27 protein-coding genes and 2 pseudogenes are annotated in these 20,805 nt (G+C 34.8%); 26 read left to right on the top strand and 3 right to left on the bottom strand.

Features of this window, described 5'->3' with window-relative positions:
- Positions 1–105 precede the first annotated feature (105 nt).
- The 11 genes and pseudogenes from ACI48O_RS14560 to ACI48O_RS14510 all read left to right on the top strand — a co-directional run bounded on the left by ACI48O_RS14560 (position 106) and on the right by ACI48O_RS14510 (position 7,529).
- Positions 106–717, top strand: coding sequence for a carboxymuconolactone decarboxylase family protein (locus ACI48O_RS14560; RefSeq protein ID WP_435562552.1), 612 nt, complete (start codon positions 106–108; stop codon positions 715–717).
- Positions 714–863: a carboxymuconolactone decarboxylase family protein gene (locus ACI48O_RS14555; protein ID WP_435562551.1), complete on the top strand. Its 150-nt coding sequence runs from the start codon at positions 714–716 to the stop codon at positions 861–863. The genes ACI48O_RS14560 and ACI48O_RS14555 overlap by 4 nt, the downstream gene beginning before the upstream one ends.
- A 52-nt stretch (positions 864–915) precedes the next feature.
- Positions 916–1,779: an aldo/keto reductase gene (locus ACI48O_RS14550; protein WP_435562550.1), complete on the top strand. Its 864-nt coding sequence runs from the start codon at positions 916–918 to the stop codon at positions 1,777–1,779.
- Between the two features lie 80 nt (positions 1,780–1,859).
- Positions 1,860–2,267 (top strand): cupin domain-containing protein, encoded by a 408-nt coding sequence (locus ACI48O_RS14545; RefSeq protein WP_435562549.1) that lies wholly within the window; start codon positions 1,860–1,862, stop codon positions 2,265–2,267.
- 34 nt (positions 2,268–2,301) lie between these two features.
- A pseudogene (locus tag ACI48O_RS14540) lies at positions 2,302–2,388 on the top strand (MalY/PatB family protein); the annotation flags it as partial.
- Positions 2,389–2,872: 484 nt separating this feature from the next.
- Positions 2,873–3,340 (top strand): CBO0543 family protein, encoded by a 468-nt coding sequence (locus tag ACI48O_RS14535; protein ID WP_435562548.1) that lies wholly within the window; start codon positions 2,873–2,875, stop codon positions 3,338–3,340.
- Between the two features lie 33 nt (positions 3,341–3,373).
- On the top strand, positions 3,374–3,850 hold the full coding sequence (locus ACI48O_RS14530; protein ID WP_435562547.1) for a hypothetical protein: 477 nt from the start codon (positions 3,374–3,376) through the stop codon (positions 3,848–3,850).
- A gap of 178 nt (positions 3,851–4,028) precedes the next feature.
- Positions 4,029–4,451, top strand: coding sequence for a MarR family winged helix-turn-helix transcriptional regulator (locus tag ACI48O_RS14525; RefSeq protein WP_435562546.1), 423 nt, complete (start codon positions 4,029–4,031; stop codon positions 4,449–4,451).
- 67 nt (positions 4,452–4,518) lie between these two features.
- Entirely contained in the window at positions 4,519–4,917 is a 399-nt protein-coding gene (locus ACI48O_RS14520) for a DoxX family protein (protein ID WP_435562545.1), read from the top strand.
- Positions 4,918–5,091: 174 nt separating this feature from the next.
- The gene (locus ACI48O_RS14515; RefSeq protein WP_435562544.1) at positions 5,092–5,694 is read left to right on the top strand and encodes an NADPH-dependent FMN reductase; all 603 of its coding nucleotides are present in this window, start codon (positions 5,092–5,094) and stop codon (positions 5,692–5,694) included.
- An 875-nt stretch (positions 5,695–6,569) separates the two neighbouring features.
- Complete coding sequence (locus ACI48O_RS14510; RefSeq protein WP_435562543.1) at positions 6,570–7,529, top strand: tRNA dihydrouridine synthase; 960 nt, start codon at positions 6,570–6,572, stop codon at positions 7,527–7,529.
- Positions 7,530–8,065: 536 nt separating this feature from the next.
- Here the strand turns inward: ACI48O_RS14510 and ACI48O_RS14505 are convergent.
- Positions 8,066–8,215, bottom strand: coding sequence for a hypothetical protein (locus ACI48O_RS14505; RefSeq protein ID WP_435562542.1), 150 nt, complete (start codon positions 8,213–8,215; stop codon positions 8,066–8,068).
- Positions 8,216–8,424: 209 nt separating this feature from the next.
- On the opposite strand from ACI48O_RS14505, the gene ACI48O_RS14500 reads away from it, so the two are divergent.
- From ACI48O_RS14500 to ACI48O_RS14490, 3 genes are read left to right on the top strand one after another with little or no spacing between them, the layout of a single operon-like run.
- Positions 8,425–8,751 (top strand): PadR family transcriptional regulator, encoded by a 327-nt coding sequence (locus ACI48O_RS14500; RefSeq protein WP_435562541.1) that lies wholly within the window; start codon positions 8,425–8,427, stop codon positions 8,749–8,751.
- Positions 8,748–9,401, top strand: coding sequence for a permease prefix domain 1-containing protein (locus tag ACI48O_RS14495; protein WP_435562540.1), 654 nt, complete (start codon positions 8,748–8,750; stop codon positions 9,399–9,401). Before ACI48O_RS14500 ends, ACI48O_RS14495 begins: the two co-directional genes overlap by 4 nt.
- A 24-nt stretch (positions 9,402–9,425) precedes the next feature.
- Positions 9,426–9,719, top strand: coding sequence for a hypothetical protein (locus tag ACI48O_RS14490; RefSeq protein WP_435562539.1), 294 nt, complete (start codon positions 9,426–9,428; stop codon positions 9,717–9,719).
- Positions 9,720–10,065: 346 nt separating this feature from the next.
- Here the strand turns inward: ACI48O_RS14490 and ACI48O_RS14485 are convergent, their stop codons facing one another.
- On the bottom strand, positions 10,066–11,619 hold the full coding sequence (locus ACI48O_RS14485) for an ABC-F family ATP-binding cassette domain-containing protein (protein ID WP_435562538.1): 1,554 nt from the start codon (positions 11,617–11,619) through the stop codon (positions 10,066–10,068).
- 680 nt (positions 11,620–12,299) lie between these two features.
- On the opposite strand from ACI48O_RS14485, the gene ACI48O_RS14480 reads away from it, so the two are divergent.
- The 4 genes from ACI48O_RS14480 to ACI48O_RS14465 all read left to right on the top strand — a co-directional run bounded on the left by ACI48O_RS14480 (position 12,300) and on the right by ACI48O_RS14465 (position 14,578).
- Entirely contained in the window at positions 12,300–12,593 is a 294-nt protein-coding gene (locus ACI48O_RS14480; protein WP_435562537.1) for a DUF4176 domain-containing protein, read from the top strand.
- Positions 12,594–12,642: 49 nt separating this feature from the next.
- The gene (locus ACI48O_RS14475) at positions 12,643–12,909 is read left to right on the top strand and encodes a hypothetical protein (protein WP_435562536.1); all 267 of its coding nucleotides are present in this window, start codon (positions 12,643–12,645) and stop codon (positions 12,907–12,909) included.
- 460 nt (positions 12,910–13,369) lie between these two features.
- The gene (locus ACI48O_RS14470; protein WP_435562535.1) at positions 13,370–13,711 is read left to right on the top strand and encodes a hypothetical protein; all 342 of its coding nucleotides are present in this window, start codon (positions 13,370–13,372) and stop codon (positions 13,709–13,711) included.
- 369 nt (positions 13,712–14,080) lie between these two features.
- Positions 14,081–14,578 carry an LURP-one-related/scramblase family protein gene (locus tag ACI48O_RS14465; RefSeq protein ID WP_435562534.1) on the top strand — a complete coding sequence of 166 codons (498 nt, stop codon included), beginning with the start codon at positions 14,081–14,083 and terminating at the stop codon, positions 14,576–14,578.
- A gap of 271 nt (positions 14,579–14,849) precedes the next feature.
- Here the strand turns inward: ACI48O_RS14465 and ACI48O_RS14460 are convergent, their stop codons facing one another.
- Positions 14,850–15,794: a DMT family transporter gene (locus ACI48O_RS14460; protein WP_435562533.1), complete on the bottom strand. Its 945-nt coding sequence runs from the start codon at positions 15,792–15,794 to the stop codon at positions 14,850–14,852.
- Between the two features lie 119 nt (positions 15,795–15,913).
- Here ACI48O_RS14460 and ACI48O_RS14455 point away from each other — a divergent pair, with 119 nt between their 5' ends.
- The 8 genes and pseudogenes from ACI48O_RS14455 (at position 15,914) to ACI48O_RS14420 (ending at position 20,803) form a co-directional block, all read left to right on the top strand.
- Complete coding sequence (locus ACI48O_RS14455; RefSeq protein WP_435562532.1) at positions 15,914–16,807, top strand: AraC family transcriptional regulator; 894 nt, start codon at positions 15,914–15,916, stop codon at positions 16,805–16,807.
- Positions 16,808–17,016: 209 nt separating this feature from the next.
- On the top strand, positions 17,017–17,352 hold the full coding sequence (locus ACI48O_RS14450) for a DUF3139 domain-containing protein (protein WP_435562531.1): 336 nt from the start codon (positions 17,017–17,019) through the stop codon (positions 17,350–17,352).
- A gap of 50 nt (positions 17,353–17,402) precedes the next feature.
- A complete protein-coding gene (locus ACI48O_RS14445) occupies positions 17,403–17,732 on the top strand; it encodes a hypothetical protein (RefSeq protein WP_435562530.1) in 330 nt (109 codons plus the stop codon).
- A gap of 249 nt (positions 17,733–17,981) precedes the next feature.
- Positions 17,982–18,491 (top strand): annotated as a pseudogene (locus tag ACI48O_RS14440) (methyltransferase); the annotation flags it as partial.
- A 49-nt stretch (positions 18,492–18,540) separates the two neighbouring features.
- Complete coding sequence (locus ACI48O_RS14435) at positions 18,541–18,921, top strand: hypothetical protein (RefSeq protein ID WP_435562529.1); 381 nt, start codon at positions 18,541–18,543, stop codon at positions 18,919–18,921.
- Positions 18,922–19,269: 348 nt separating this feature from the next.
- Entirely contained in the window at positions 19,270–19,677 is a 408-nt protein-coding gene (locus tag ACI48O_RS14430; RefSeq protein ID WP_435562528.1) for a thioredoxin family protein, read from the top strand.
- On the top strand, positions 19,670–20,362 hold the full coding sequence (locus ACI48O_RS14425; protein WP_435562527.1) for a cytochrome c biogenesis CcdA family protein: 693 nt from the start codon (positions 19,670–19,672) through the stop codon (positions 20,360–20,362). Before ACI48O_RS14430 ends, ACI48O_RS14425 begins: the two co-directional genes overlap by 8 nt.
- Positions 20,363–20,440: 78 nt before the next feature.
- Positions 20,441–20,803, top strand: coding sequence for an ArsR/SmtB family transcription factor (locus ACI48O_RS14420; RefSeq protein WP_435562526.1), 363 nt, complete (start codon positions 20,441–20,443; stop codon positions 20,801–20,803).
- Positions 20,804–20,805: the final 2 nt, after the last annotated feature.

The following is a 20,805-nucleotide window of genomic DNA, read 5'->3' as shown; positions in this document are numbered from 1 at the left end:
TAATTATAAACAGATGTTGATTAATGAATCAATATTGATTTTAACTTAGATTTATTTTATCACCTTTAGGATAATAGAAGTGATTTATAAGCGGGGGGTTGAATGATGGATCGTGGTGAAAAGAGCAAAGAAAAGTTTAAACAACTATTTGGTGAAGGAGTAACTGCAACGCATACTACTGATCCTGATTTTCAGGACATTCTGAGCCATTTTATTTTTGGGAAGGTTTTTTACCAAGGTAATCTGGATGACAAGCAACGTGAACTGATCACCCTGGTGGTGCTTGTTACGAACCAGACGTTGCCACAATTAAAAGCACATGTTAGTGCTGCGTTAAACGTTGGGCTAACACCTGTAGAAATCAAAGAGGCGGTTTACCAGTGTGCTCCATACATTGGCTTCCCCAAAACGTTAAACGCCATCAATGAAGTTAATGAGGTTTTTAAAGCAAAGAATATCGCTTTACCAATTGAAAGCCAAAAGACTATAGATGAAGATACTCGTTTTGAGAAAGGACATGCTACTCAAGTAGAGATTTTTGGTGAGATCATTTCAAAAATGAGAGAGGCTGCCCCAGCCAATCAAAAGCAGCTCCAAGATTATCTTTCTGCTTTTTGTTTCGGAGATTTCTATACTCGGAAGGGATTCGATTTGAAAATACGTGAATTATTGACATTCTGCATCTTAAGTGCGTTGGTGGCGCTGAGGGTCAAGTGAAAGCACATGTGCAGGGAAACCTAAATGTGGGCAATGACAATGAAACATTGATCACCACCATCACCCACTGCCTTCCATATATGGGCTTTCCAAGAACACTGAATGCATTAGCTTGTATTAATGAAGTGATTCCTGAAAATAAATGAAAAAGTAAATAAGTTCCTACAAAAAATATAACAATGCAAAGGAGACAAAAGCATGTTTAGCGAAACTTTCAAATTATCAAATGGTGTAGAAATTCCAAAATTGGGTCTAGGTACCTGGCTGCTTGACGATGCACAGACATCACAGGCAGTGCGTGATGCGGTATCGATCGGATATCGTCATATTGATACTGCTCAGGCTTATAAGAATGAAGCTGGTGTAGGTGAAGGAATCCGTTCCTCCGGTGTCGCAAGAGAAGAACTCTTCATTACAACAAAGGTTGGGGCAGAACTAAAAAACTATGATGCAGTAACGCAGTCCATTGACGAGTCTTTAGCAAAGATGGGATTGGATTACATAGATCTGTTGATTATCCATAGCCCACAGCCTTGGAAGGAGTTTAGGGAAGAGAACCGTTACTTCGGGGAAAACAAAGAAGCATGGAAATCTTTGGAGGATGCTTATAAGATAGGCAAAGTAAAGGCAATCGGTCTTTCTAACTTCCTTCAAGATGATCTAGAGAATATTCTTGCAAACTGTGAGATCAAGCCTATGGTAAATCAGATATTGGCACATGTGAGTAATACTCCTTTTGAACTAATTGAATTCTGCCAAAAGAATGACATTCTGATAGAGGCATATTCACCAATTGCACACGGTGCAGTTCTGGATAATCCAGAGATTAAGGTAGTAGCTGATAAGTATGGAGTATCTGTTGCTCAACTTTGCCTACGTTATTGCTTACAGCTTGGTCTTGTAGTCATTCCTAAGACGGCAAAGCCTGATCACATGAGAAACAATGCAGAGCTTGATTTTGTTATTAGCGATGCAGATATGGAGATTTTAAAGAATGTAGAGCACATCCAGAATTATGGTGAGCATAGCTTCTTTCCGGTATTTGGCGGGAAATTAAAATAACAGGTAATGAATGGGGCTTTTTATAGCAATTGATCAGCAGGAGGATATAAATATTAATATTATTTATTGGAGGAACCAAAATGGCAAAACATGAAGAAGTTAAAAATGGCGTTATTTTCCCAGTAGGCGAAAAAAATCCATTTTCACAATTTTTTGTGGGACAAAGTTATCTTAAAGGATTAGTTGTGGATCATAACGTGAGTGTTGGTGTCGGGAATGTTACCTTTGAACCGGGATGCCGGAATAACTGGCATATCCATCGTGATGGATTTCAAATTTTATTAGTAACCGGTGGAGAAGGCTGGTACCAAGAAGAAGGAAAACCTGCTCAATTCTTAAAAGCAGGTGACGTAATTGTCACTCATGATGGTGTGAAACACTGGCATGGCGCTACAAAAGACAGTTGGTTTGAACATATCGCAATCACTGCAGGTACTCCTGAATGGTTGGAACCAGTATCAGTTGAGGAATATAACAAAGTAAAATAATAGTTGAGTTAAAAATTAGATTCCTTAAAATTGTATCACCTGTGTAGCACCAACAAAAACTTTTAATCTTGTGGGTATTCAAACGTCAAGTATCATAGTGCCAAATCCAGTTTTAAGAAAACTTGTGAATCGTGGAATCAACATTGCCTGCCCGATAAAGCGACTTGAAGATGGTTTGCAACGTCTGAAAAAAGGTATGAGGCATTTGAATGTTTAAGCCATTAATCATATACAATATTTCTTGAAAAATGATATCCAAATTCAGGCATGGTATTCCTTTTATTGTGCAGCGATAGGTAATAGATTGACATAATGGAATAAAAGAAATTAAGAGCATCGGGCTTAAATCCGGTGTTCTTTCATTATCGGAGGAAACATTGATTGGCTTTATTACATTTGGTAAAAACTTACTGATACTTTTCTAATTAGAGGAAATTTATATTTTTCTTGATTTGCTTTTCCTTTTTTTGAAATTACAAATAAGAATTTATATATTTTTTTATGCTGGTTTCTTTATAAAAAATTCCAAGGATTACCTATATTAAAGATATGTATTGGGCAATTTAAGAGTATTACGATTCCAGAAAATGAGAGGATGTTAGTAAGTGGAGAAAAAGTTGTTAAACTTATTACTCGCATTATGTATAGTTTCTTTTCCATTTTTATTCAAGGGACCAAAAATGAGAGAAAATCTTGTGGTTTTTTTCTCAAAAGGGGTTCTTGCTACCCTAATTGATGCTTATGTGGTTGGAACCAAAAAACTTGAATATCCTGTGCGTCCTTTTCCTAAAATTTTTAAAACGAATATTATTTATGATATGTTATTTTTTCCGATTTTAAGTGTAATATGGGTAAAAATCTCGTATAATGATCATTTTGGAAAAATTTTATTAAAAAGTTTGATTTTTAGTGTTCCAATGAGTATTGGGCAATGGGTTATGGAAAAGTACACAGGATTATTTAAATGGAAAAGGTGGTCACCTTTTCATACATTTGCTAGTGTTAATTTCACTTTGTTTACGATCAGAGGGTTAGTTGGTTTATTAAAGTTATTAGATAATGTAAAAAGGTAAGCAAAATAGAACCGAATATTAAAGGTTGATACTATGAAGAAAACGATAAAATTAGAAGCCATTCTCTGGAGCATTGCTTTTCCAGGCTTTGGTCAACTGTTAAATGGTCACCTCATCAAAGGGATTTTGTTTATTATTTTAGAATTCGTTATTAATGTGAACAGTTTTTTTAATCAGGCTATCATGTTTAGTTTCCTTGGAAAAATAAAAGAAGCTCATGCAGTGGTGGATCACCAATGGCTTATGTTTTATCCTTGTGTCTACATGTTTGCTATGTATGATGCCTATAAATTTGCGGAAGGGGAAAATCCTCAGCTTTCATTTGTTCCATTTGCATTTGGAGCTTATTTTGTCACAGTAGGTCTAATGTATTCCCAAAACATCATTTTTGGTGTATCATTTGGCCCGATTTGGCTTCCAATGATGTCTCTTATTCCTGGATTAGGAATTGGATTTGTTATTCGTCATATATTAATTAAAATATCCTCAAAACTTAACAATACTGTATAAAATCAATGGTTGCGTCGGTAACCATCTTTAATAGGTAAGGAAAAATCGTTATATACGGAGTACAATTTTCAAAAAACTATGAAATGAAAAATAGTAGTTGACACAGAAGTTGATAAGTATTATTATTATCTCATATTCAAGATATTTTAATTCGAAATACTTTTAAGGTGGTGAATGAATGAACAGAAAATGCACAAATTTACCCTTTCTTGTTTTGATGAGAACATCAAAAGAAATTCAGGAGAGTATGAAGTTGGAAATGGAAAAAAATAATCTCAGTATTACCGAGTTTTCTGTTCTAGAAGTACTTTATCACAAAGGAAAACAAACCATTCAACAAATTGGTCATAGCATCTTAATATCAAGTGGTTCAATGACGTATGTTGTTGATCGATTGGAACATAAAGGCTTTATTAATCGAAGTGCATGCCCTGATGACCGTAGAGCAATACATGTCACTTTAACTGATAAAGGTACTAGCTTGATGGAAAAAATAATGCCAAAACATCAACAATGGATTGATGACGTGTTTAGTTCTTTAAATACGGAGGAGTCAGAGATATTTGTTAATCTTTTGAAAAAGGTAAGTAAAAAAGTTTAGGTTTGATATTTTTTGGAATAATATCTCGAATTCGAGATAAAGTAAATAATTTAGGAGGAAATAAAAAATGATAAATCTTGGTTTATTAATTATTCGATTGGTAATTGGTGTTTTATTTATTGGACACGGAGCTCAAAAATTATTTGGTTCATTTGGTGGGTATGGTTTAAAAGGTACTGGCGGTTGGTTTGAATCTATTGGGATGAAACCAGGTATTACAATGGCTCTAATCGCAGGATTGGCTGAACTTTTTGGCGGGATTTTATTTGCTTTAGGATTATTAACTCCTCTAGCAGGAATCATGATTGCAGGGACAATGGTAATGGCTATCGTTAAGGTGCATGGTCCAAACGGATTATGGTCCACATCAAATGGATATGAATATAACCTCACTTTACTTGCGGTTGCTATTGGGGTAGCCTTAATTGGACCTGGTCAATATGCATTGGATACTCTTTTATTCTAAAAATCTCATTTTGCAAATTCTTTAATCAAGCACAATGTTAAGCGATTGTATAGGCGCAATAATAGGGTGTTACTTAATTGGGAAGACTAATAGAATAATTAGTTGCGATAAAGGAGATACCTTTAAGATTAAGAATAGAAATCGACTAGAAAGATATAATAGGTGGTGTATTAAATGGGTTTGTTGTCTAAATTGTTTGGAAATTCATCTGAAAAGGAGATTGACATAATGACAAATGAAAAATTAAAAATAGGAATTATTTTAGGAAGTACTCGTCAAGGACGTGTGAGCCCACAAGTTGGAGAATGGGTAAAAGGGATTGCTGATAAGCGAGGAGATGCCGATTATGAAATAGTTGACATTGCTGACTTTAATCTTCCGTTTTTAGGAACAACTGATGGAACAGAACCAGGAATTGCAGCATGGAATGAAAAACTTACAAGTCTCGATGGATTCGTGTTCATCGTTCAAGAGTACAACCACAGTATTACGGGTGCATTAAAGAACGCTATCGATTTTGCTCGAGAGGCGTGGTATAACAAGGCAGCTGGTATTGTAAGTTATGGTTCAACCGGAGGAGCTCGTGCAGCTGAACATTTACGGGGAATTCTTGCAGAACAAAAAGTGGCGGACGTTCGTACTCATCCAACGTTATCCTTATTTACAGACTTTGAAAACATGAGTGAATTCAAACCAGCTGAACTCCACCTTAATAACGTTAATGCAATGCTTGAAGAAGTAGTTGCATGGAGTGGTGCACTAAAAACCTTGAGATAATAATAGAACAAAAAACCAGAATGGGAAGCCATTCTGGTTTTCTAATGCTATTTTTGCTCTCAAGATGCGAATAAATATTTTCCAGTATTAAACAATCGGGCGCGATTGTTAAAGAGAAAGACTATTTTTTTGCAAGAATTAGGTAAACATCACCACTCAAGCCATGTGGAGTGCTTAACACTGCTTCAAAAGAATGATAAGTAACAATGTCGGATTTTTGGAACTTTAAGCGTTTGATTTCAATGATGAATACTATAAAAGTCCTGCTCTTTCAAACTATAAAATGGTGCTCAGAAATGGGTGCCATTTATCATATTTAGTAATTTTTTTCTTATTCAACAAAACAGGTCAGTTTCTGAAGGAAATGAATCTGGGATCATGAGGATCCGTTCATATCTATTGAATGATTAATCAGATGAAGCACACGATCATATAAATAGACGGAAAAATTTCGCTTAATTCTCGAATAGCATTAAAGTAGCTAAAATTGAATCGAAAAACGCGAAAATGGAGGGTTTTTCTTTGCATAATCGGAAAATCTCCCTTTTTTTACCCCAAAAACGAACTCCATTCGGTATTTAAACGGATAATCTCCGCTTATTGTACTTCTGCTGATTACTTAATTAAGATCGCACTTTTATTGACGATAGAAAACATCTAACCATTTACCATTTTTACAAAAATCCCACTCAGTAAGCGATATTCTTAATAATAAACATTGCGGATTTTCACAAATTAAAAATGGCTAGATGTACTTGTGATTGATAATAAGTTATAAAGCATGATATAAGTGTAAAAGAAGTAGAATATTTGGCTATAAATTTTTTGACCGAGAGTTTGAAGTTGTATCCACAGTGAGAGGATTTGAGTTTGAAATGATAGATAATTTTTGGCGTGATTTACCACGACCATTTTTTGTACTTGCACCAATGGAAGATGTAACAGATGTTGTTTTTCGTCACGTAGTAACTGCAGCCGGACGACCTGATGTATTTTTCACGGAGTTTACAAACTCGGATAGCTATTGTCATCCAGAGGGCATGAAAAGTGTACGTGGTCGTTTGCTTTTTACAGAAGACGAACAGCCAATAGTGGCACATATTTGGGGGGATAATCCCGAATATTTCCGTCAAATGAGTATTGGCATGAGAGAGCTAGGATTTAAAGGCATCGATATTAATATGGGCTGTCCTGTACCGAATGTGGCATCGAGGGGAAAAGGAAGTGGCCTTATTCTGCGTCCAGACGTTGCAGCAGAACTAATTCAAGCAGCAAAAACGGGCGGACTGCCTGTCAGCGTGAAAACACGACTTGGCTATAAGGAGGTTCAGGAGTGGGAGGAGTGGCTAACGCATATTTTTAAACAGGATATTGCGAACCTTTCTATTCATTTACGGACAAGAAAGGAAATGAGCGAAGTAGATGCACATTGGGAGCTCATTCCGGAGATCAAAAAATTACGTGACCGTATCGCACCAAATACGCTCCTAACAATCAATGGAGACATTCCTGACCGTCAAATTGGGCTGCAACTTGCTGAACAATATGGTATTGATGGCGTAATGATCGGGCGAGGTATTTTTAAAAATCCGTTTGCTTTTGAAAAAGAGCCAAAAGAGCATAGCAGTAAAGAATACCTTGATCTTTTATTACTGCAGCTTGATCTTCAAGATCAATATGCGGAAGTACTACCACGATCAATCACAGGGCTTCATCGCTTTTTCAAAATTTATGTCAAAGGGTTCCCTGGAGCTGCTGAATTAAGAAATCAATTAATGAACACAAAATCAACAGATGAAGTGCGTGCATTGCTTGATAACTTTGGAAAAGAATGATGATGGGACGGGGTAGTGTATGAAGTAACTCTTAAAAAGTTAGAGAAAAGCAGTTTCCTTATTCAACAATCAGGCGCAACAATATAATTTCCAGAGCTGTCATTTTGGCAGTTCTTTTTGTTGTATACAATTCAGGTAAGATTAATCGTTAATTGGGTTTTTATGGTAATATTGACGTGAGGGAGGTTTTCTTTATGGAGCTACGATTGCCTAAAATTATCAATAAATTCTTTTGGATTTTGTTTTCTTTCATTTTTGTAATAAAAAGCTATTATAATATCTTTTATAGTTGGAGCCTCCAAAATTATGGATTCAATGAACTTGAAGATTTAGGAAGACTTTTGTTTGTATTTGGTATTAGTGCTTGTGAAAGTGCTTTAATAGTAGTCTTTCTATGGTTGATAATAACATTTACAAGGCGATTTTTAAGTAAACCGAAAAGTTAAGAAACTAGATTTAATTAAGCTAATAGTGGCATTTCGAAAGATCCACTTCTTATATTTTGAAGAGGGGGAATTGGTTTGAATGGTTATTTACTAAAGTAACGAAAAAATAGCAACACCTATTTGTGAAGGATTGTACTTAAAGTAATAGGTGGTAAAGCTCAATAAGTGAGATTCGGATTCAATAGCATCTTCCGCAGTCGGGCGCTTTTCTGGAGTAACGAAAAAAGCCCAATTTCTCATTGGGGCCTCCAAGAAGTGCCGGAGCTGTCATTTTTGACAGCTTTTATTTTGTTGTGAAGCGAAATCTGCTAAAAATAATATTTATCTATGTGAGAAAATAGGTATATACATAAAAGTACAAACTTTAAAAGGTTATAAATGTAGATTTAAATATTTTCGGTTTTTAGCATTGCTATACAATGTTATTAGAAATATTTGGAGGTGAATTCATGGATAGAGAGCTGCTTAAAGGTAGTATTGAGATTTTATTACTTTCCCTACTAGCTGAAGCTGATTGTTATGGCTATGAAATGACGAAAAAATTAAAAATATTAAGCAATGAAAAATACCATATGAACGAGGGAACATTGTATCCTGCATTAAAAAGGTTGGAGAACAAGGAGTGTGTTTCATCCTACTGGAGTCAGGGAGTGGATGGAAGTAGAAGAAAATATTATTCCATTACCGAAACAGGACGTAAGAATCTTAAAGAAAAACTAATTAATTGGAAACAAATCAATCAGTTAATTGAAAATACACTGGAGGGGTTCTCTTGAAAGAAATTGAGTCCTTTGTAAAGTCAATTGTTTCAGATTTGCCAATGAATGATCAAGAAAAGGAAGACCTTAAAGAAGAGCTAATATCTCATCTTAATGAACATGTCAAAGAGCTTATAATTAAAGGCCATTCGAAGGATGAAGCTGTTATTCATGCAATTCAATCCTTTGGATCTGAAAACGAATTGAATTGGGAAATAAAAAAAGCTATTTTTCCGCTTTACAAAGTGATTCGGTATTTGTGGAATGTTGTTTTTGTCACGGTCATTTTATGTATTGCATCCTATTCTATAATGGAATATTATCATCCAGAGTTTGATAACTCATTACCAATATACAGTATAGTGACGGAAATGCTACTTGTTGCCATTATTGCAGGTGTCGTAGAAATCTTTTATGAAGCTTTTATCTCTGTTTCCAAATCAAAATATTTTACAAATCCATGGTTTTTCTTTTTGGTACCAACACTTTTACTAGGTATATTGTTGTCATTTTCGCTATTAAATAATCCAGGAAATTATAAAGAAGGTTTATGGGCAGATTTGTTTGCTATTCCAATTGGAGCTTTAGCATATATCATTTCAAGGCAGCTGTTTACCTCTCTTTTTGTGCGTAATAAAAATGAATATAAGAGAACGACGGTTAAATAAATTCGGAAAGTGGAGGATGTTTAATTGGCTAACATTACGATTAAAAAAATGAATTTATTTTTTCCATTGTTATTCTTCGTTATCAATCTTATATTCTCAGCTTTTCTTATTGAAGAGTTGTTCGATGCTTCTGATCCGAATTACGGAATAACTGGTTTCTTTACACCTATAACAGGATTGATTTCCTTCATATATCTTAAAAAATTTGCAGAAAAAAAGTTAAATGTTTTGTTAAGAGTTTTACAACTATTCAATGGGGTTTTTATTATATTTCCTATAGTTGTTTTCATTTATGGGATCATTATCATGATTGGTTAATCTAAAAGTGCCTCTACTTCTAGTATCGAGCAAGGCATTTTTGTTATCCCAGTAAAGGTTAGTTTAACAAGACATGTCCTTATGATCTTCCATAATCGGGCGCGATTGTTGTAGATTTTTTATAGAAAATTAAAAAAGGTAAACACCACTCCAACAATACGTCTACAACCAACACTCAAGCCATGTGGAAGTTATTAGAAAATTAATATTGAAATAGATAGAAGCTCATTTTAACTTTAGTTTGGATGAGCCTTTTAAGAAATCTAAAGTATTTTTAAAAAGAATTTTGGATGTTTAATAAAAAGGGGTACCCAAGTAAAATCATTGGGTACCCCTTTAAGTTAAATTAAAACACCTTCGTAGTCCAATCCTCGCAATTCCAAACATCTGTCGCAATTTCACGATAGAAATCAGGTTCATGGGATACCATCAAGATACTTCCGCGATATGCCTTTAAAGCACGCTTCAATTCTTCTTTTGCATCCACATCCAAGTGATTGGTAGGCTCGTCTAGAATTAATAAATTTGTTTCTGTATTTAAAATTTTACACAAACGAACTTTGGCTTTTTCGCCACCAGAAAGGACTTCGATTTTACTTTCAATATGTTTCGTCGTTAATCCACATTTTGCAAGAGCAGCACGAACTTCAGCCTGATTCATACTTGGGAACTCGCTCCAAATCTCTTCAATACAAGTGTTGTAGTTGGACTGTTTAACTTCCTGCTCAAAGTAACCGATGTATTGATACTCACCACGTTCCACTTTACCCTCCAGCGGATTAATCAACCCAAGAATACTTTTTAAAAGAGTAGACTTACCAATACCGTTTGCACCCACGAATGCAATTTTTTGTCCGCGTTCCATTTTCAAATTCAGTGGGCGAGAAAGTGGTTCATTGTAACCAATAACAAGATCTTCAGTCTCGAAAATCCAACGACTAGCTGCACGAGCTTCTTTGAAATTAAACTCTGGTTTCGGTCTCTCTTTCCCCAATTCAATAACTTCCATTTTGTCGAGCTTCTTTTGACGGGACATCGCCATATTACGAGTCGCAACACTTGCCTTGTTACGGGCAACGAAATCTTTCAAATCAGCAATTTCTTGTTGTTGACGCTTGTAGGCTGACTCTAGCTGTTGCTTCTTCATTTCATAAATATTTAAGAAGTTATTATAGTCACCAACATAGCGATTCAACTCTTGGTTTTCCATGTGATAGATCAAGTTAACAACATCGTTGAGGAAAGGAATATCATGTGAAATCAAGATAAATGCATTCTCATATTCCTGTAAATAGCGTTTCAGCCAAACGATATGCTGCTCATCCAAATAGTTTGTAGGCTCGTCTAGTAATAGGATTTCAGGCTTTTCTAGCAAAAGCTTAGCTAGCAAAACTTTCGTACGTTGCCCACCGCTAAGATCAGCTACATCTCGATCGAGTCCAACATCGTCTAATCCTAGACCACGAGCAACTTCCTCAACTTTTGAATTAATTTGATAGAAATCATTACTATCTAAAGTTTCTTGTAACTCTCCAACTTCGGCAAGAAGTGCATCGATATCAGCACCTTCATCACCCATTTTTGCATAAAGTTCATTGATCTCTGCTTCAGCATCAAAAAGATATTGAAAAGCAGTACTCAAAGCGTCACGCATCGTAGTACCTTTTTGAAGTACAGCATGCTGATCTAAATAACCAACACGAACTTTTCGTGACCACTCAATTTTTCCCTCGTCGGGTTGCAACTTCCCAGTAACAATATTCATGAAAGTAGACTTACCTTCACCATTTGCCCCAACAAGTCCAACGTGTTCACCTTTTAAAAGTCGAAAAGATACATTATTAAAAATCGCACGATCACCGAAACCGTGGCTTAAATTTTGTACGTTTAATACGCTCATTTTTTTAGCCCCTTATCTAAAGTCACATGAGGATATTTTACTAGATTTAGCCTAGATTTTCTACTTGAAGTTATTTCTTGTGCAAAATGTAATTTGATTTTGGGGCTAAATTGAAGTCTGCCCGTTCTTTATTAAATAAGATTATTCATATATATACTTGGACGTATAACAATTTGGTAAGAGCTATTATAAAACAAAACCTTGAGGTAAGATATGAGTTATTCCTATGTGGGAATAACTGTAGAAAAAATGTAAGAATTGGTTGAGTTCTAAACAGAAATTTTTAAAAACGGTGTAAGAAAGCGTAACGCCAGCTTGAAAAAGAACTTTTCCATCGAAAGGGTGACTAGGCACCATGAAAAATATTGGAAGGTGCCACCTTTTTGGTTTATTTTACACTTTAAATATTGTTGTAATTTGTAAAATTTGCTAAATTTGAAATTAATGTCAATTACATAATAAAAAATTCGATGACAAAGGGGAAGATTGTGGGGCATCGATAAGGATAAAGCTGGAAGAAGTAAGAAATTCAAATGTAGGAATAAGACAATCGTATCAAAATCTTTCAAATATTCAATCAGTAGTGTCTTTCATAAAATCAAGTATTGATCCTAAAATACTCTCGAAGAAATATTAAATCAAGACTTAATGAACTGTATAGGTCTATCGATAAATTGGAAATGAGAGTTAAGAAACTTGAGAGTTTTATTGATAGTTCAATGGATCGGTATCCTCATGGTTCCATTGTACTTCTAAAAGAGGGGAAGAAGAAGTTAGTCATATACGGTAGGAAACAGATACTCCTAAGTGGAGAAGAGCCAAAGATGTACGATTATCTGGGCTGTTTTTTTCCAGAAGGCTATATCAACCAAGATTATTCATTCGTTTTTAACCACGAGGATATCGAGGAAATTCTTTTTATTGGTTTTATCAATGAAGAAGAAAAACAATTTGTGGAATTCCTCTCGAAGTAAGATTCGATACACTGGTTAAGTATGAAAAGGTAAATGGAGGAAAGTATTAATGAGCAAGAAAAGGCAAAGGAATAATGAACGGGATTTTAAAACTTTTAGGCTTCTTGAAATTTTTTCTCGTTTTTTTGGGTGTGTGGTAACTACTTATTTCGGATATAAATCAATTCTTAAAATCTTCTCAACCTATGAAAAGAATCAAACTTTTGGATTAGTAATTTTTCTCGCTTTGTCGATCTTATTCATATATCTAGGAATTGCTCTATTCAGACAGGGGATTCAGGCAGTCAAAGCAAAAAAAATGGCAGATTTACCATAATAATTTTTGAAAAGATTTATTCGTTACTTTCAATTCATTAGTAAATATTTTTCTGTGTTCAAGTTCGTTTGAAACTATAATAAAGATATTAAAAAGCTGTTTCCTGAAAACGGGAAATTACCAGATTGTTGAAGAGAAATTATTTTGATTTTTTTCTTAGGTTTCACGTTTAAATGGCACTCAGAGAGGGTGCCATTTTTTCATATATATTAATGACTTTAACGATCCCAGTTTTTCTTAATCAAAGATTGGACCAGATTCTTGAGAAACATTTTTAAAAAATAATTATGGGTGAAGGAATTGTGAAGATTTTCTCTTAAACTACTCCTTTAGTTGAATCAACAACAAATCTGTTGAAAACCGGTCAGCATTTTACTAAGTGTCGGGCGTTTATCCAATCACATTAGGCAGTAGTTACATAACCTTTATTATATTTCATATTTATAGAGGAGGTTTTACCTTGAATAATTATTATCAATTTACGAGATCGCTCCCCCCAGTCGGTCAACAGGCTATAAATCCTTTTGACCATAGGGGTTTCCCATTGTTTGGACTTGGGCTTGGATTTCTAGGGGGTCTTGCTACCGGTGCATTACTGGCTCCAGGCCCAGGCTTTGGACGCTACCCTTGCCCATACCCTTTTGCTCCAGGTTTTGGTTTAGGTGGACCAGGCTCAGGTTTTGGTTTTTATCCAGGTCTTGGTTTTGGTGGTCCTGGCTATCCAGGCATCGGTTTAGGTGGTCCAGGTTCCGGATTTGGTTTCGCACCAGGTCTTGGTTTTGGCCGTCCTGGCTTGTTCTAGATATGGTTGTCCAAATTCTTACCAATAATTTTAAACTGTACTTTACTGTTTAGAAGTAAAATTGACTGTATTTAAACTGTACTCTTAATAGTGGAGTTTTATTAAACGACGCGTTTCTACAATAAGTGGAAACGCTTGTTTCTTATTCCACTAATAAACAGGTTGTATAGAAATGTACTTAACAGGTGGCTTTAGTGAAAGAAGAATTGCTGACTTTACATAAGGTAAATTAAATAAGGATAAAAAGTGGTAACCGGAAAAAGGTGCTTTTAAGTGGAGCTATTATTTGGAATTTATTTCATAAGTTTGGAACCATTGTCCATTTAAAACGTAAGTAATATAAAAGACTTAGGGTTGGGAGGTGTAAGTATGAGGCAGCTTTATATAAAACAGAAGGTATTCAGTCTTAGCGGGAAATTTACAGTAAAGGATCAGCAGGAGAAGGATATATATTACGTGGAGGGAAGTTTTATGAAAGTCCCAAAGACTTTCTCCATTATGAATGCAGCAAGAGATGAAGTAGCACTCATTACGAAAAAGATGTTCAGCTTTTTACCAAAGTTTTTGATTGAGGTGAATGGTCAAGAGGTATTAACAATAAAGAAGGAATTTTCATTCTTAAAAGCACGATATACAATTGATGCGGCTGGCATTGAAGTACATGGTAATTGGTGGGATATGAACTTTCAAGTTTTACAGCATGGTAAAATCATAGGTGAAGTGGGCAAGGAGTGGTTCACTTGGGGCGATAGCTACAAGGTTCAAATCATAGATGAAGAGATGGAAACCATTATTATTGCACTCGTTGTTGCAATCGATTGTGTGAAGGCTGATCAAGCATCTGCTTCCTCAGCAGCGTCGATTTAAAGTAGAACTGTAAAAATAAAAATCTGCCAGTTAAAAAAAACACAGCTTGAATAGGTGCGGTGAACCGTATCATAAATAAATGATAAGGCCATTTAGTACCAAAGTTTTATATCGTTCTTCAGCAACCGGGCTCAATTCCAAAAGAATTGTGCTCTTACATTTTGGGGCCAGAATGTGGAGGAAGTATAAAGAATAGAAATACTGATAAAAGATCATTTGTGAAATGTTTCACTTGAACTACCGCTTATTTAGTACAAGAAAGCCCCTCTAATTAACTAACATTTAGGGGCTCGCCACTATTAGGAGATTGGCTAGTTCTTGATGAAGACTCTTTTTTCAAAGCCAACAATAATATCATTCCAATGATACAAGCTGTACCAACCCATTGGATAAAACCAAAGGGTTCTTTTAACCAAAAGACCGTTGTTAAAACGGCAGCTAGTGGCTCTATGCTTCCAAGGAGACTTGATTCTTTAGGTGACAGACTTTGTAAACTTTCTACATAGAACCAAAATGCAATCATAGTTCCAAATATGATAACGAAGACTAAATATAAATAAGCTTCCAGCGTTAAGCTTTTAGAGTCCATTAGCCAAGGCGGATGGATAAAACTTAATGCAAAACCACCGATAATCATCGCCCATCCGACAATGACAAGTGAATCGTATTTCGCAAGGAGAGGAATGGCATATAGAGTATAAAATGCTAAAGCAATTCCAGATAAAATGCCCCAAATGATTGCAAGTGTTGGAACAGATAATTGAGAGATTGAACCGTTTGTTAATAAGAAAAAACAACCCAATAAAGCCAGACAAACAGTCATCAAATCTCTTCGTGTTAGAACAGTTTGTTTGCGGAAGATTAAGTATACGATAATCATAACAGGTGCTAAATATTGTAATAAGGTTGCAACAGCAGCATTTCCATGCTTAATGGAAGCCATATATGTGTATTGAACTGAAAGCATACCAAGTAACCCGAAGATAATTAAATGAATAGCGATCCTTCGAGTTTTCCAAACACCGAGTATCTGGGATCGCTCGTTTCTGAAAAATTGAACTGTTAAGAGTAAAAAACCAGCTATGAGCAATCGGATTGTTACCAGCCAATCTACGTCGATTTGATATTGTTGAAAAAGCTTTTTTGAAACAGTACCACCAATCCCCCAAAATACTGCTCCCGTTATAACAAGAAATATTCCCTTTAGTCTGTTCATGAATGATTATCCACCTTTAAATATAAAAATAGTGTTATAATATTTTATATGATAAGTGGAAAACCTCTGAAATAATACACAAATCGAATGAAAAAATATAAATATATTGAGGTATCAATATGCAAATAAAAGATTTTAGGGTTGACCAAAGTTTAAAAGAATTAACTGAACATCGTACAGTTGTGTTACCGATTGCAGTATACGAAACAACGATTAACCAAAATATAAATGGATATATACCACTTCACTGGCATGATGAATTTCAGTTTGTTCTCGTTGTAAAAGGAGAAGCAATTTTTCAAATAAATGAAGAAAATATTACTGTTCAAGAAGGCGAAGGGCTATTTATAAATAGTGGCTGCTTGCACATGGCAAAAGATAAGGATGATTCGGGCTGTGCCTATGTCTGTTTAAATGTTTCCCCAAGTTTCGTTTTATCACAAGAACTTTATGCATCCTTTGTAAATCCGTATATTCAGGCCACTAATATTCCGTATTTACTATTGGATCCAAAGGAGCTTTGGGCGACTAATATTTTGGACTCTATTATGAAAATCAATCAGTTGATAAAACAAAATCTACCATATTATGAAATCGACATCATCGTACAACTAACGTTAATTTGGAAAAACCTAATTATTAATGGTATTCAATTAGAGTACGAACAAACGGAAATGTTAAAGAGTCATCGAATGAAGCAAATGTTAAATTGGATACACTTACATTATGCTGAGAAAATCCTTTTAGACGATATTGCACGAGCTGGTGGGTTGAGCCGATCTGAATGCTGTCGGTATTTCAAACGAATTTTAAAGAAAACACCTTTGAATTACGTAACCGATTATCGAATTCAAAAAAGTTTAATTTTACTACAACAACCAGAATCCAATGTTACGGATATTGCTTATCAAGTAGGATATAACAGCACAAGCTATTTCATAGATAATTTCCGAAAGTCGATGAACATGACACCATTAGCATACAAAAAGAAATATATGTCTGATTTGTTATAGTTTTACAATCAATAGTTATAGATAGTAATCATAAGTAGAATATAAACATGTAAGTGTTATAAAAAACGATAATAACAGGTCGCAAAAAACAAGTGAAGAAAAATCTAAGTTATTCAATTAAAGGGCGTGTTAATCAAAGAAGGATTAACACTTCTTTTGTTGAAATTAATAAATCAAAAAGAGAGCGATAAACAACGGAGGACTAAATTATGTATAAGAAAATTATTATCATAGTTTCAATAATCTCTTTAGTAATTATTGGTTTCCTTGTTTATTGGTACCCTGTTCAAAAGGGCATGGCTGAAAAGGCTGTTCAACTATATATGGAAAAACAAGGGATTTCCCAGGATAATATCGATGGCAAAAACATAATGAAGGATTATAAACAGGGTGGGTATAAGATAGACATCGTATTAAAAGATGATCCAGGCCTTGTGTATTCTTACTTTTGGAGAAAAGAACATGGGGTTGTATTACTTGTATTTATTAATGGTACTGCAGGTATTGATGAGGGAATGAAGTATCCTCCCCTAGAAAACCCTTAAGATAATAAGGAAGAATAGCAGCATAAATAGTCAAAAATGGAGGGGATGAAATGAAAAAATCAATAATCATTTTTTTAATATCATTGATTGTGGAAGTTGCTATTACCTATTTTGTTGCAGAGAAATTTTCCATCAGATTTATAGAAATTATGTTTTTGGGAGGAGTCATTTTTTCTGTAATCACCTTTTGGTTTTCTAGCAGTGGAGGCACTTTCTCAAAGTATAGTGAAAGCGAGGCCAGCGCCATGACAGGCATTATCCAAAAACGAACGGAACCGGTCTTCAGAAATGGACCAATTTTTATGGCATCTCTAACTTTTATGCTAATTGGGTTGGTCATCTTCATCCTGCTAATCGCCAGAGTTATTCCCGAAGCGTAGTGGACAGCTTCTTTGAAAATGGATTTTATATAAAATCAGGACAGAATGAAACAGATAAATTATTGAATTATAATTATAGAATTATTAATTACTCAACTAACAAGCGCTATCCATTAACAAGGATCAGCGCTTATTTCATTTAGGGCAATTTTTGTTGAAGAAGGATATCTCCAATTTTTAACGAATACAGTGTTATAAATATGCATATCAAGAGTGGTGAGATAAATAGGAAAAAAATTTAATTTCTTTTTGGACAATGAAACGGAAAAATGTATAATTAACAGGCTTCGGAGCGCGGGTTGTGTTTTCGCAGAAGAAGAGACTCAGTTACTTATCTCAAAGGCACGAACTCCAGAGGAACTCAAGAAAATGGTGGAAATGCGAGCCGATGGTTTGCCTCTTGAATATGTTGTTGGATACGCAGAGTTCTGTGGTTTGCGGATTGAAGTGGACCAAGGCGTTTTCGTGCCTCGCAAACGTACCGAGTTTCTTGTTCACCAGGCAGAACTCCTGTCATGTTCTGATGATATCGTTGTTGACCTATGTTGCGGATCAGGTGCAGTTGGTGCAGCGCTGGCGGCAGCTTTAGGACGAGTTGAATTGTATTCTGTTGAGATTGACCTTGCCGCAGTACGATGCGCTGGCCGCAATGTAACGGATTTCGGTGGACGTGTTTTTGAAGGTGACTTGTATAAAGGACTACCCCACTCACTTAAAGGCAATGTGAACATCCTTGTTGCGAACGTACCTTACGTTCCTTTATGGAGAAAAATGTTTTCATTTTATTATTAGGAAGGAGAACCCTTCTATGAGAAAAGCATTAGTTTTAACTTCTTCAATTTTTCTATTAATATTGACAGGATGTATAGGAGGAGGAAATCAGTTAATTAGAGTAGCAGACAAAATGGATCCTGAACCTAATTTAGGTGTGATCACAAATGATAAAGATATTTCTGATATTATGGAAATAGTGGACAAAATAGAATGGAAAGAAGATACATTAGACAGGCCAAATAGAGATGATGATATTGAATTTTGGATAGAAAAAGAAGGTGTTGATGAAAGATTAGCAAATTATGAAGTTTGGATTGAAGAGGATCAAACGGTTATTTTTAATTCAGTAGAAGGAAAAGTCGGACAAATAAAAAATGTAGATGCAGAAAAACTAAAACAATTTTTAACAGAATAATTATTCCTAAATTAATAGATAAACCCCATTATTTGTTAGCATTTATTAATTACCAGTTAAACAGTCGGTGTGTATCTTTATTGGATAGTATTAATCTTTCATAAACGGGCGCAATTCCAAAAGAATTGTGCTCTTTCATTTTGGGCGAGCTTATCTAGCAACTCATTTAAATAATATTTCCATGCTAACTTTTATAGGACATTTGAAATTATCTACTAAAGTAACGGGATAGTTGATGAAGGATAAGCATTAACGAAAATTCGATAAGTTAAAAGAGTCAAAATAGTTCACAATTTCTTAATACAAAACTATAAAATTAGTTTTATAATCTTATATAGGAGGGAGGAAATGATGAATATTGAAAAAAGATTGCAAAGAAGAGTTTCTTTACTATTTCTTATTGTCATTTTTATTTTATTAGGATGGTTTAAGTGGAACTCCTCACAAGATCAAGCTGAAATAGAGCCAATTCAGCAACCACGCTGGATATTGTTCCATTCCACAAAATGTGAGGCGTGCATGAAAATGGAGGAACTTTCTTCAAAATTAAAAGAAGAATATGAGGGTAAAGTTGAGTTTGTAGACGTTGACATTGATAAATTATCTAACGAGAAAATCGTCAGCGAATATAAAATTGCATTTATTCCTACAAGTGAGTTTGAAGCAGAAGGTATGAAACGAATTGAACGAATTGGAGCAATTCCGGAAAATGAATTAAGGGAAATATTAGATGGCCTGGTGAAAAAAAATGAATGAACTTTTAGAAGAAGTTCTTAAAAACTCGCTCTGGTTTTCGGTAATTGTTACATTTTTAGCCGGTATTTTATCAAGTATTAGCCCGTGTAATTTATCATCAATTCCACTGTTACTTGGCTATTTAGAGGCTTCAGAAAAAAAGGAAAATCAATTTTTGCCGTTGAAAAAAAAGTTTTTCCTTTCAATTTTTTATATTCTCGGAACAGCCACTACATTTGTCAGCATGGGCTTGTTATTTAGCTTATTAGGAGAAATCCTTGGCCCACTGAAAGAGGTTCTTACATATTTAGCCGTAGTCATCACGTTTATCATGGGACTTGTTTTGCTGGAACTGATTCCATTTGAATTAAGTCTTTCTATTGATAAATTAATAAGCAAAATAAAAATAAAAGGTTTCCTGGGTAGTTATGTTTTGGGATTCCTTATGGGCTTTACGACAAGCCAATGCGCTACACCGGTGTTGTTAGTCATATTAACGTATGTAATGCTAGAAGGTAAATTGCTTTTTGGCGGAGTGTTGTTGCTAATGTTTGCTTTAGGTAGAGGAATTCCCTTGGTAATCCTTGGGACCCTATCTGGGATGATTACTTCTATATCCAAAATAAAAAAGTACAGTCAATACATTCAACATGGAATGGGTGTTCTTCTAATCATAATGTCATTTTATTTATTTTGGATTGCATAATTTTATCTAAAATTTTCATGAATAAAACTATAAAACTAGAAAATTAGATGTATAATAAACACGTAAGGAGGTTTTTACATGGTCGAGAAAAAGACTTGGAACATGAAGTCTAATGAAAATATGAATAATATCAGGCGATTAGCTGAAAAACAATTTCCAAAAACATTGGATAGTCAAGAATTAGAAAACATCGCTAATTTTTATAAAGGACTAGGAGATGAAACTAGGTTAAAGATTATTTCTTTACTATGGTTCGAGGACATGTGTATGTGTGAAATTGTAACTGGCATATCTGGAGCTTCTTCAACCGTCAATCATCATTTAAAAATCATGGAAAAAGGCGGAATTATTGACTCGAGAAGAGAAGGGAAGTTCACCATTTATCATTTGAATAAAGAAAAAATTACAAACTTAGTCCCTTACTTATTCGAACATCATTAAGG

The sequence above is a fragment of the Neobacillus terrisolis genome (genome assembly GCF_051233475.1).
GTDB lineage: Bacteria > Bacillota > Bacilli > Bacillales > Cytobacillaceae > Bacillus_BU.
The sequence above is the reverse complement of the archived record's forward strand: the minus strand, read 5'-3'. Positions and strand labels throughout refer to the sequence as shown.

What these genes read in the sequence shown, in the direction of transcription:
- ACI48O_RS14510 (WP_435562543.1), top strand. Translation starts at nt 6,570, where the DNA reads ATGATAGATAATTTTTGGCGTGATTTACCACGACCATTTTTTGTACTT.
- ACI48O_RS14525 (WP_435562546.1), top strand. Translation starts at nt 4,029, where the DNA reads ATGAACAGAAAATGCACAAATTTACCCTTTCTTGTTTTGATGAGAACA.
- ACI48O_RS14420 (WP_435562526.1), top strand. Translation starts at nt 20,441, where the DNA reads ATGGTCGAGAAAAAGACTTGGAACATGAAGTCTAATGAAAATATGAAT.
- ACI48O_RS14545 (WP_435562549.1), top strand. Translation starts at nt 1,860, where the DNA reads ATGGCAAAACATGAAGAAGTTAAAAATGGCGTTATTTTCCCAGTAGGC.
- ACI48O_RS14480 (WP_435562537.1), top strand. Translation starts at nt 12,300, where the DNA reads ATGAGAGTTAAGAAACTTGAGAGTTTTATTGATAGTTCAATGGATCGG.
- ACI48O_RS14450 (WP_435562531.1), top strand. Translation starts at nt 17,017, where the DNA reads ATGTATAAGAAAATTATTATCATAGTTTCAATAATCTCTTTAGTAATT.
- ACI48O_RS14560 (WP_435562552.1), top strand. Translation starts at nt 106, where the DNA reads ATGGATCGTGGTGAAAAGAGCAAAGAAAAGTTTAAACAACTATTTGGT.
- ACI48O_RS14445 (WP_435562530.1), top strand. Translation starts at nt 17,403, where the DNA reads ATGAAAAAATCAATAATCATTTTTTTAATATCATTGATTGTGGAAGTT.
- ACI48O_RS14425 (WP_435562527.1), top strand. Translation starts at nt 19,670, where the DNA reads ATGAATGAACTTTTAGAAGAAGTTCTTAAAAACTCGCTCTGGTTTTCG.
- ACI48O_RS14430 (WP_435562528.1), top strand. Translation starts at nt 19,270, where the DNA reads ATGATGAATATTGAAAAAAGATTGCAAAGAAGAGTTTCTTTACTATTT.
- ACI48O_RS14455 (WP_435562532.1), top strand. Translation starts at nt 15,914, where the DNA reads ATGCAAATAAAAGATTTTAGGGTTGACCAAAGTTTAAAAGAATTAACT.
- ACI48O_RS14465 (WP_435562534.1), top strand. Translation starts at nt 14,081, where the DNA reads ATGAGGCAGCTTTATATAAAACAGAAGGTATTCAGTCTTAGCGGGAAA.
- ACI48O_RS14460 (WP_435562533.1), bottom strand. Translation starts at nt 15,794, where the DNA reads ATGAACAGACTAAAGGGAATATTTCTTGTTATAACGGGAGCAGTATTT.
- ACI48O_RS14500 (WP_435562541.1), top strand. Translation starts at nt 8,425, where the DNA reads ATGGATAGAGAGCTGCTTAAAGGTAGTATTGAGATTTTATTACTTTCC.
- ACI48O_RS14505 (WP_435562542.1), bottom strand. Translation starts at nt 8,215, where the DNA reads ATGAGAAATTGGGCTTTTTTCGTTACTCCAGAAAAGCGCCCGACTGCG.
- ACI48O_RS14475 (WP_435562536.1), top strand. Translation starts at nt 12,643, where the DNA reads ATGAGCAAGAAAAGGCAAAGGAATAATGAACGGGATTTTAAAACTTTT.
- ACI48O_RS14485 (WP_435562538.1), bottom strand. Translation starts at nt 11,619, where the DNA reads ATGAGCGTATTAAACGTACAAAATTTAAGCCACGGTTTCGGTGATCGT.
- ACI48O_RS14520 (WP_435562545.1), top strand. Translation starts at nt 4,519, where the DNA reads ATGATAAATCTTGGTTTATTAATTATTCGATTGGTAATTGGTGTTTTA.
- ACI48O_RS14515 (WP_435562544.1), top strand. Translation starts at nt 5,092, where the DNA reads ATGGGTTTGTTGTCTAAATTGTTTGGAAATTCATCTGAAAAGGAGATT.
- ACI48O_RS14550 (WP_435562550.1), top strand. Translation starts at nt 916, where the DNA reads ATGTTTAGCGAAACTTTCAAATTATCAAATGGTGTAGAAATTCCAAAA.
- ACI48O_RS14435 (WP_435562529.1), top strand. Translation starts at nt 18,541, where the DNA reads ATGAGAAAAGCATTAGTTTTAACTTCTTCAATTTTTCTATTAATATTG.
- ACI48O_RS14530 (WP_435562547.1), top strand. Translation starts at nt 3,374, where the DNA reads ATGAAGAAAACGATAAAATTAGAAGCCATTCTCTGGAGCATTGCTTTT.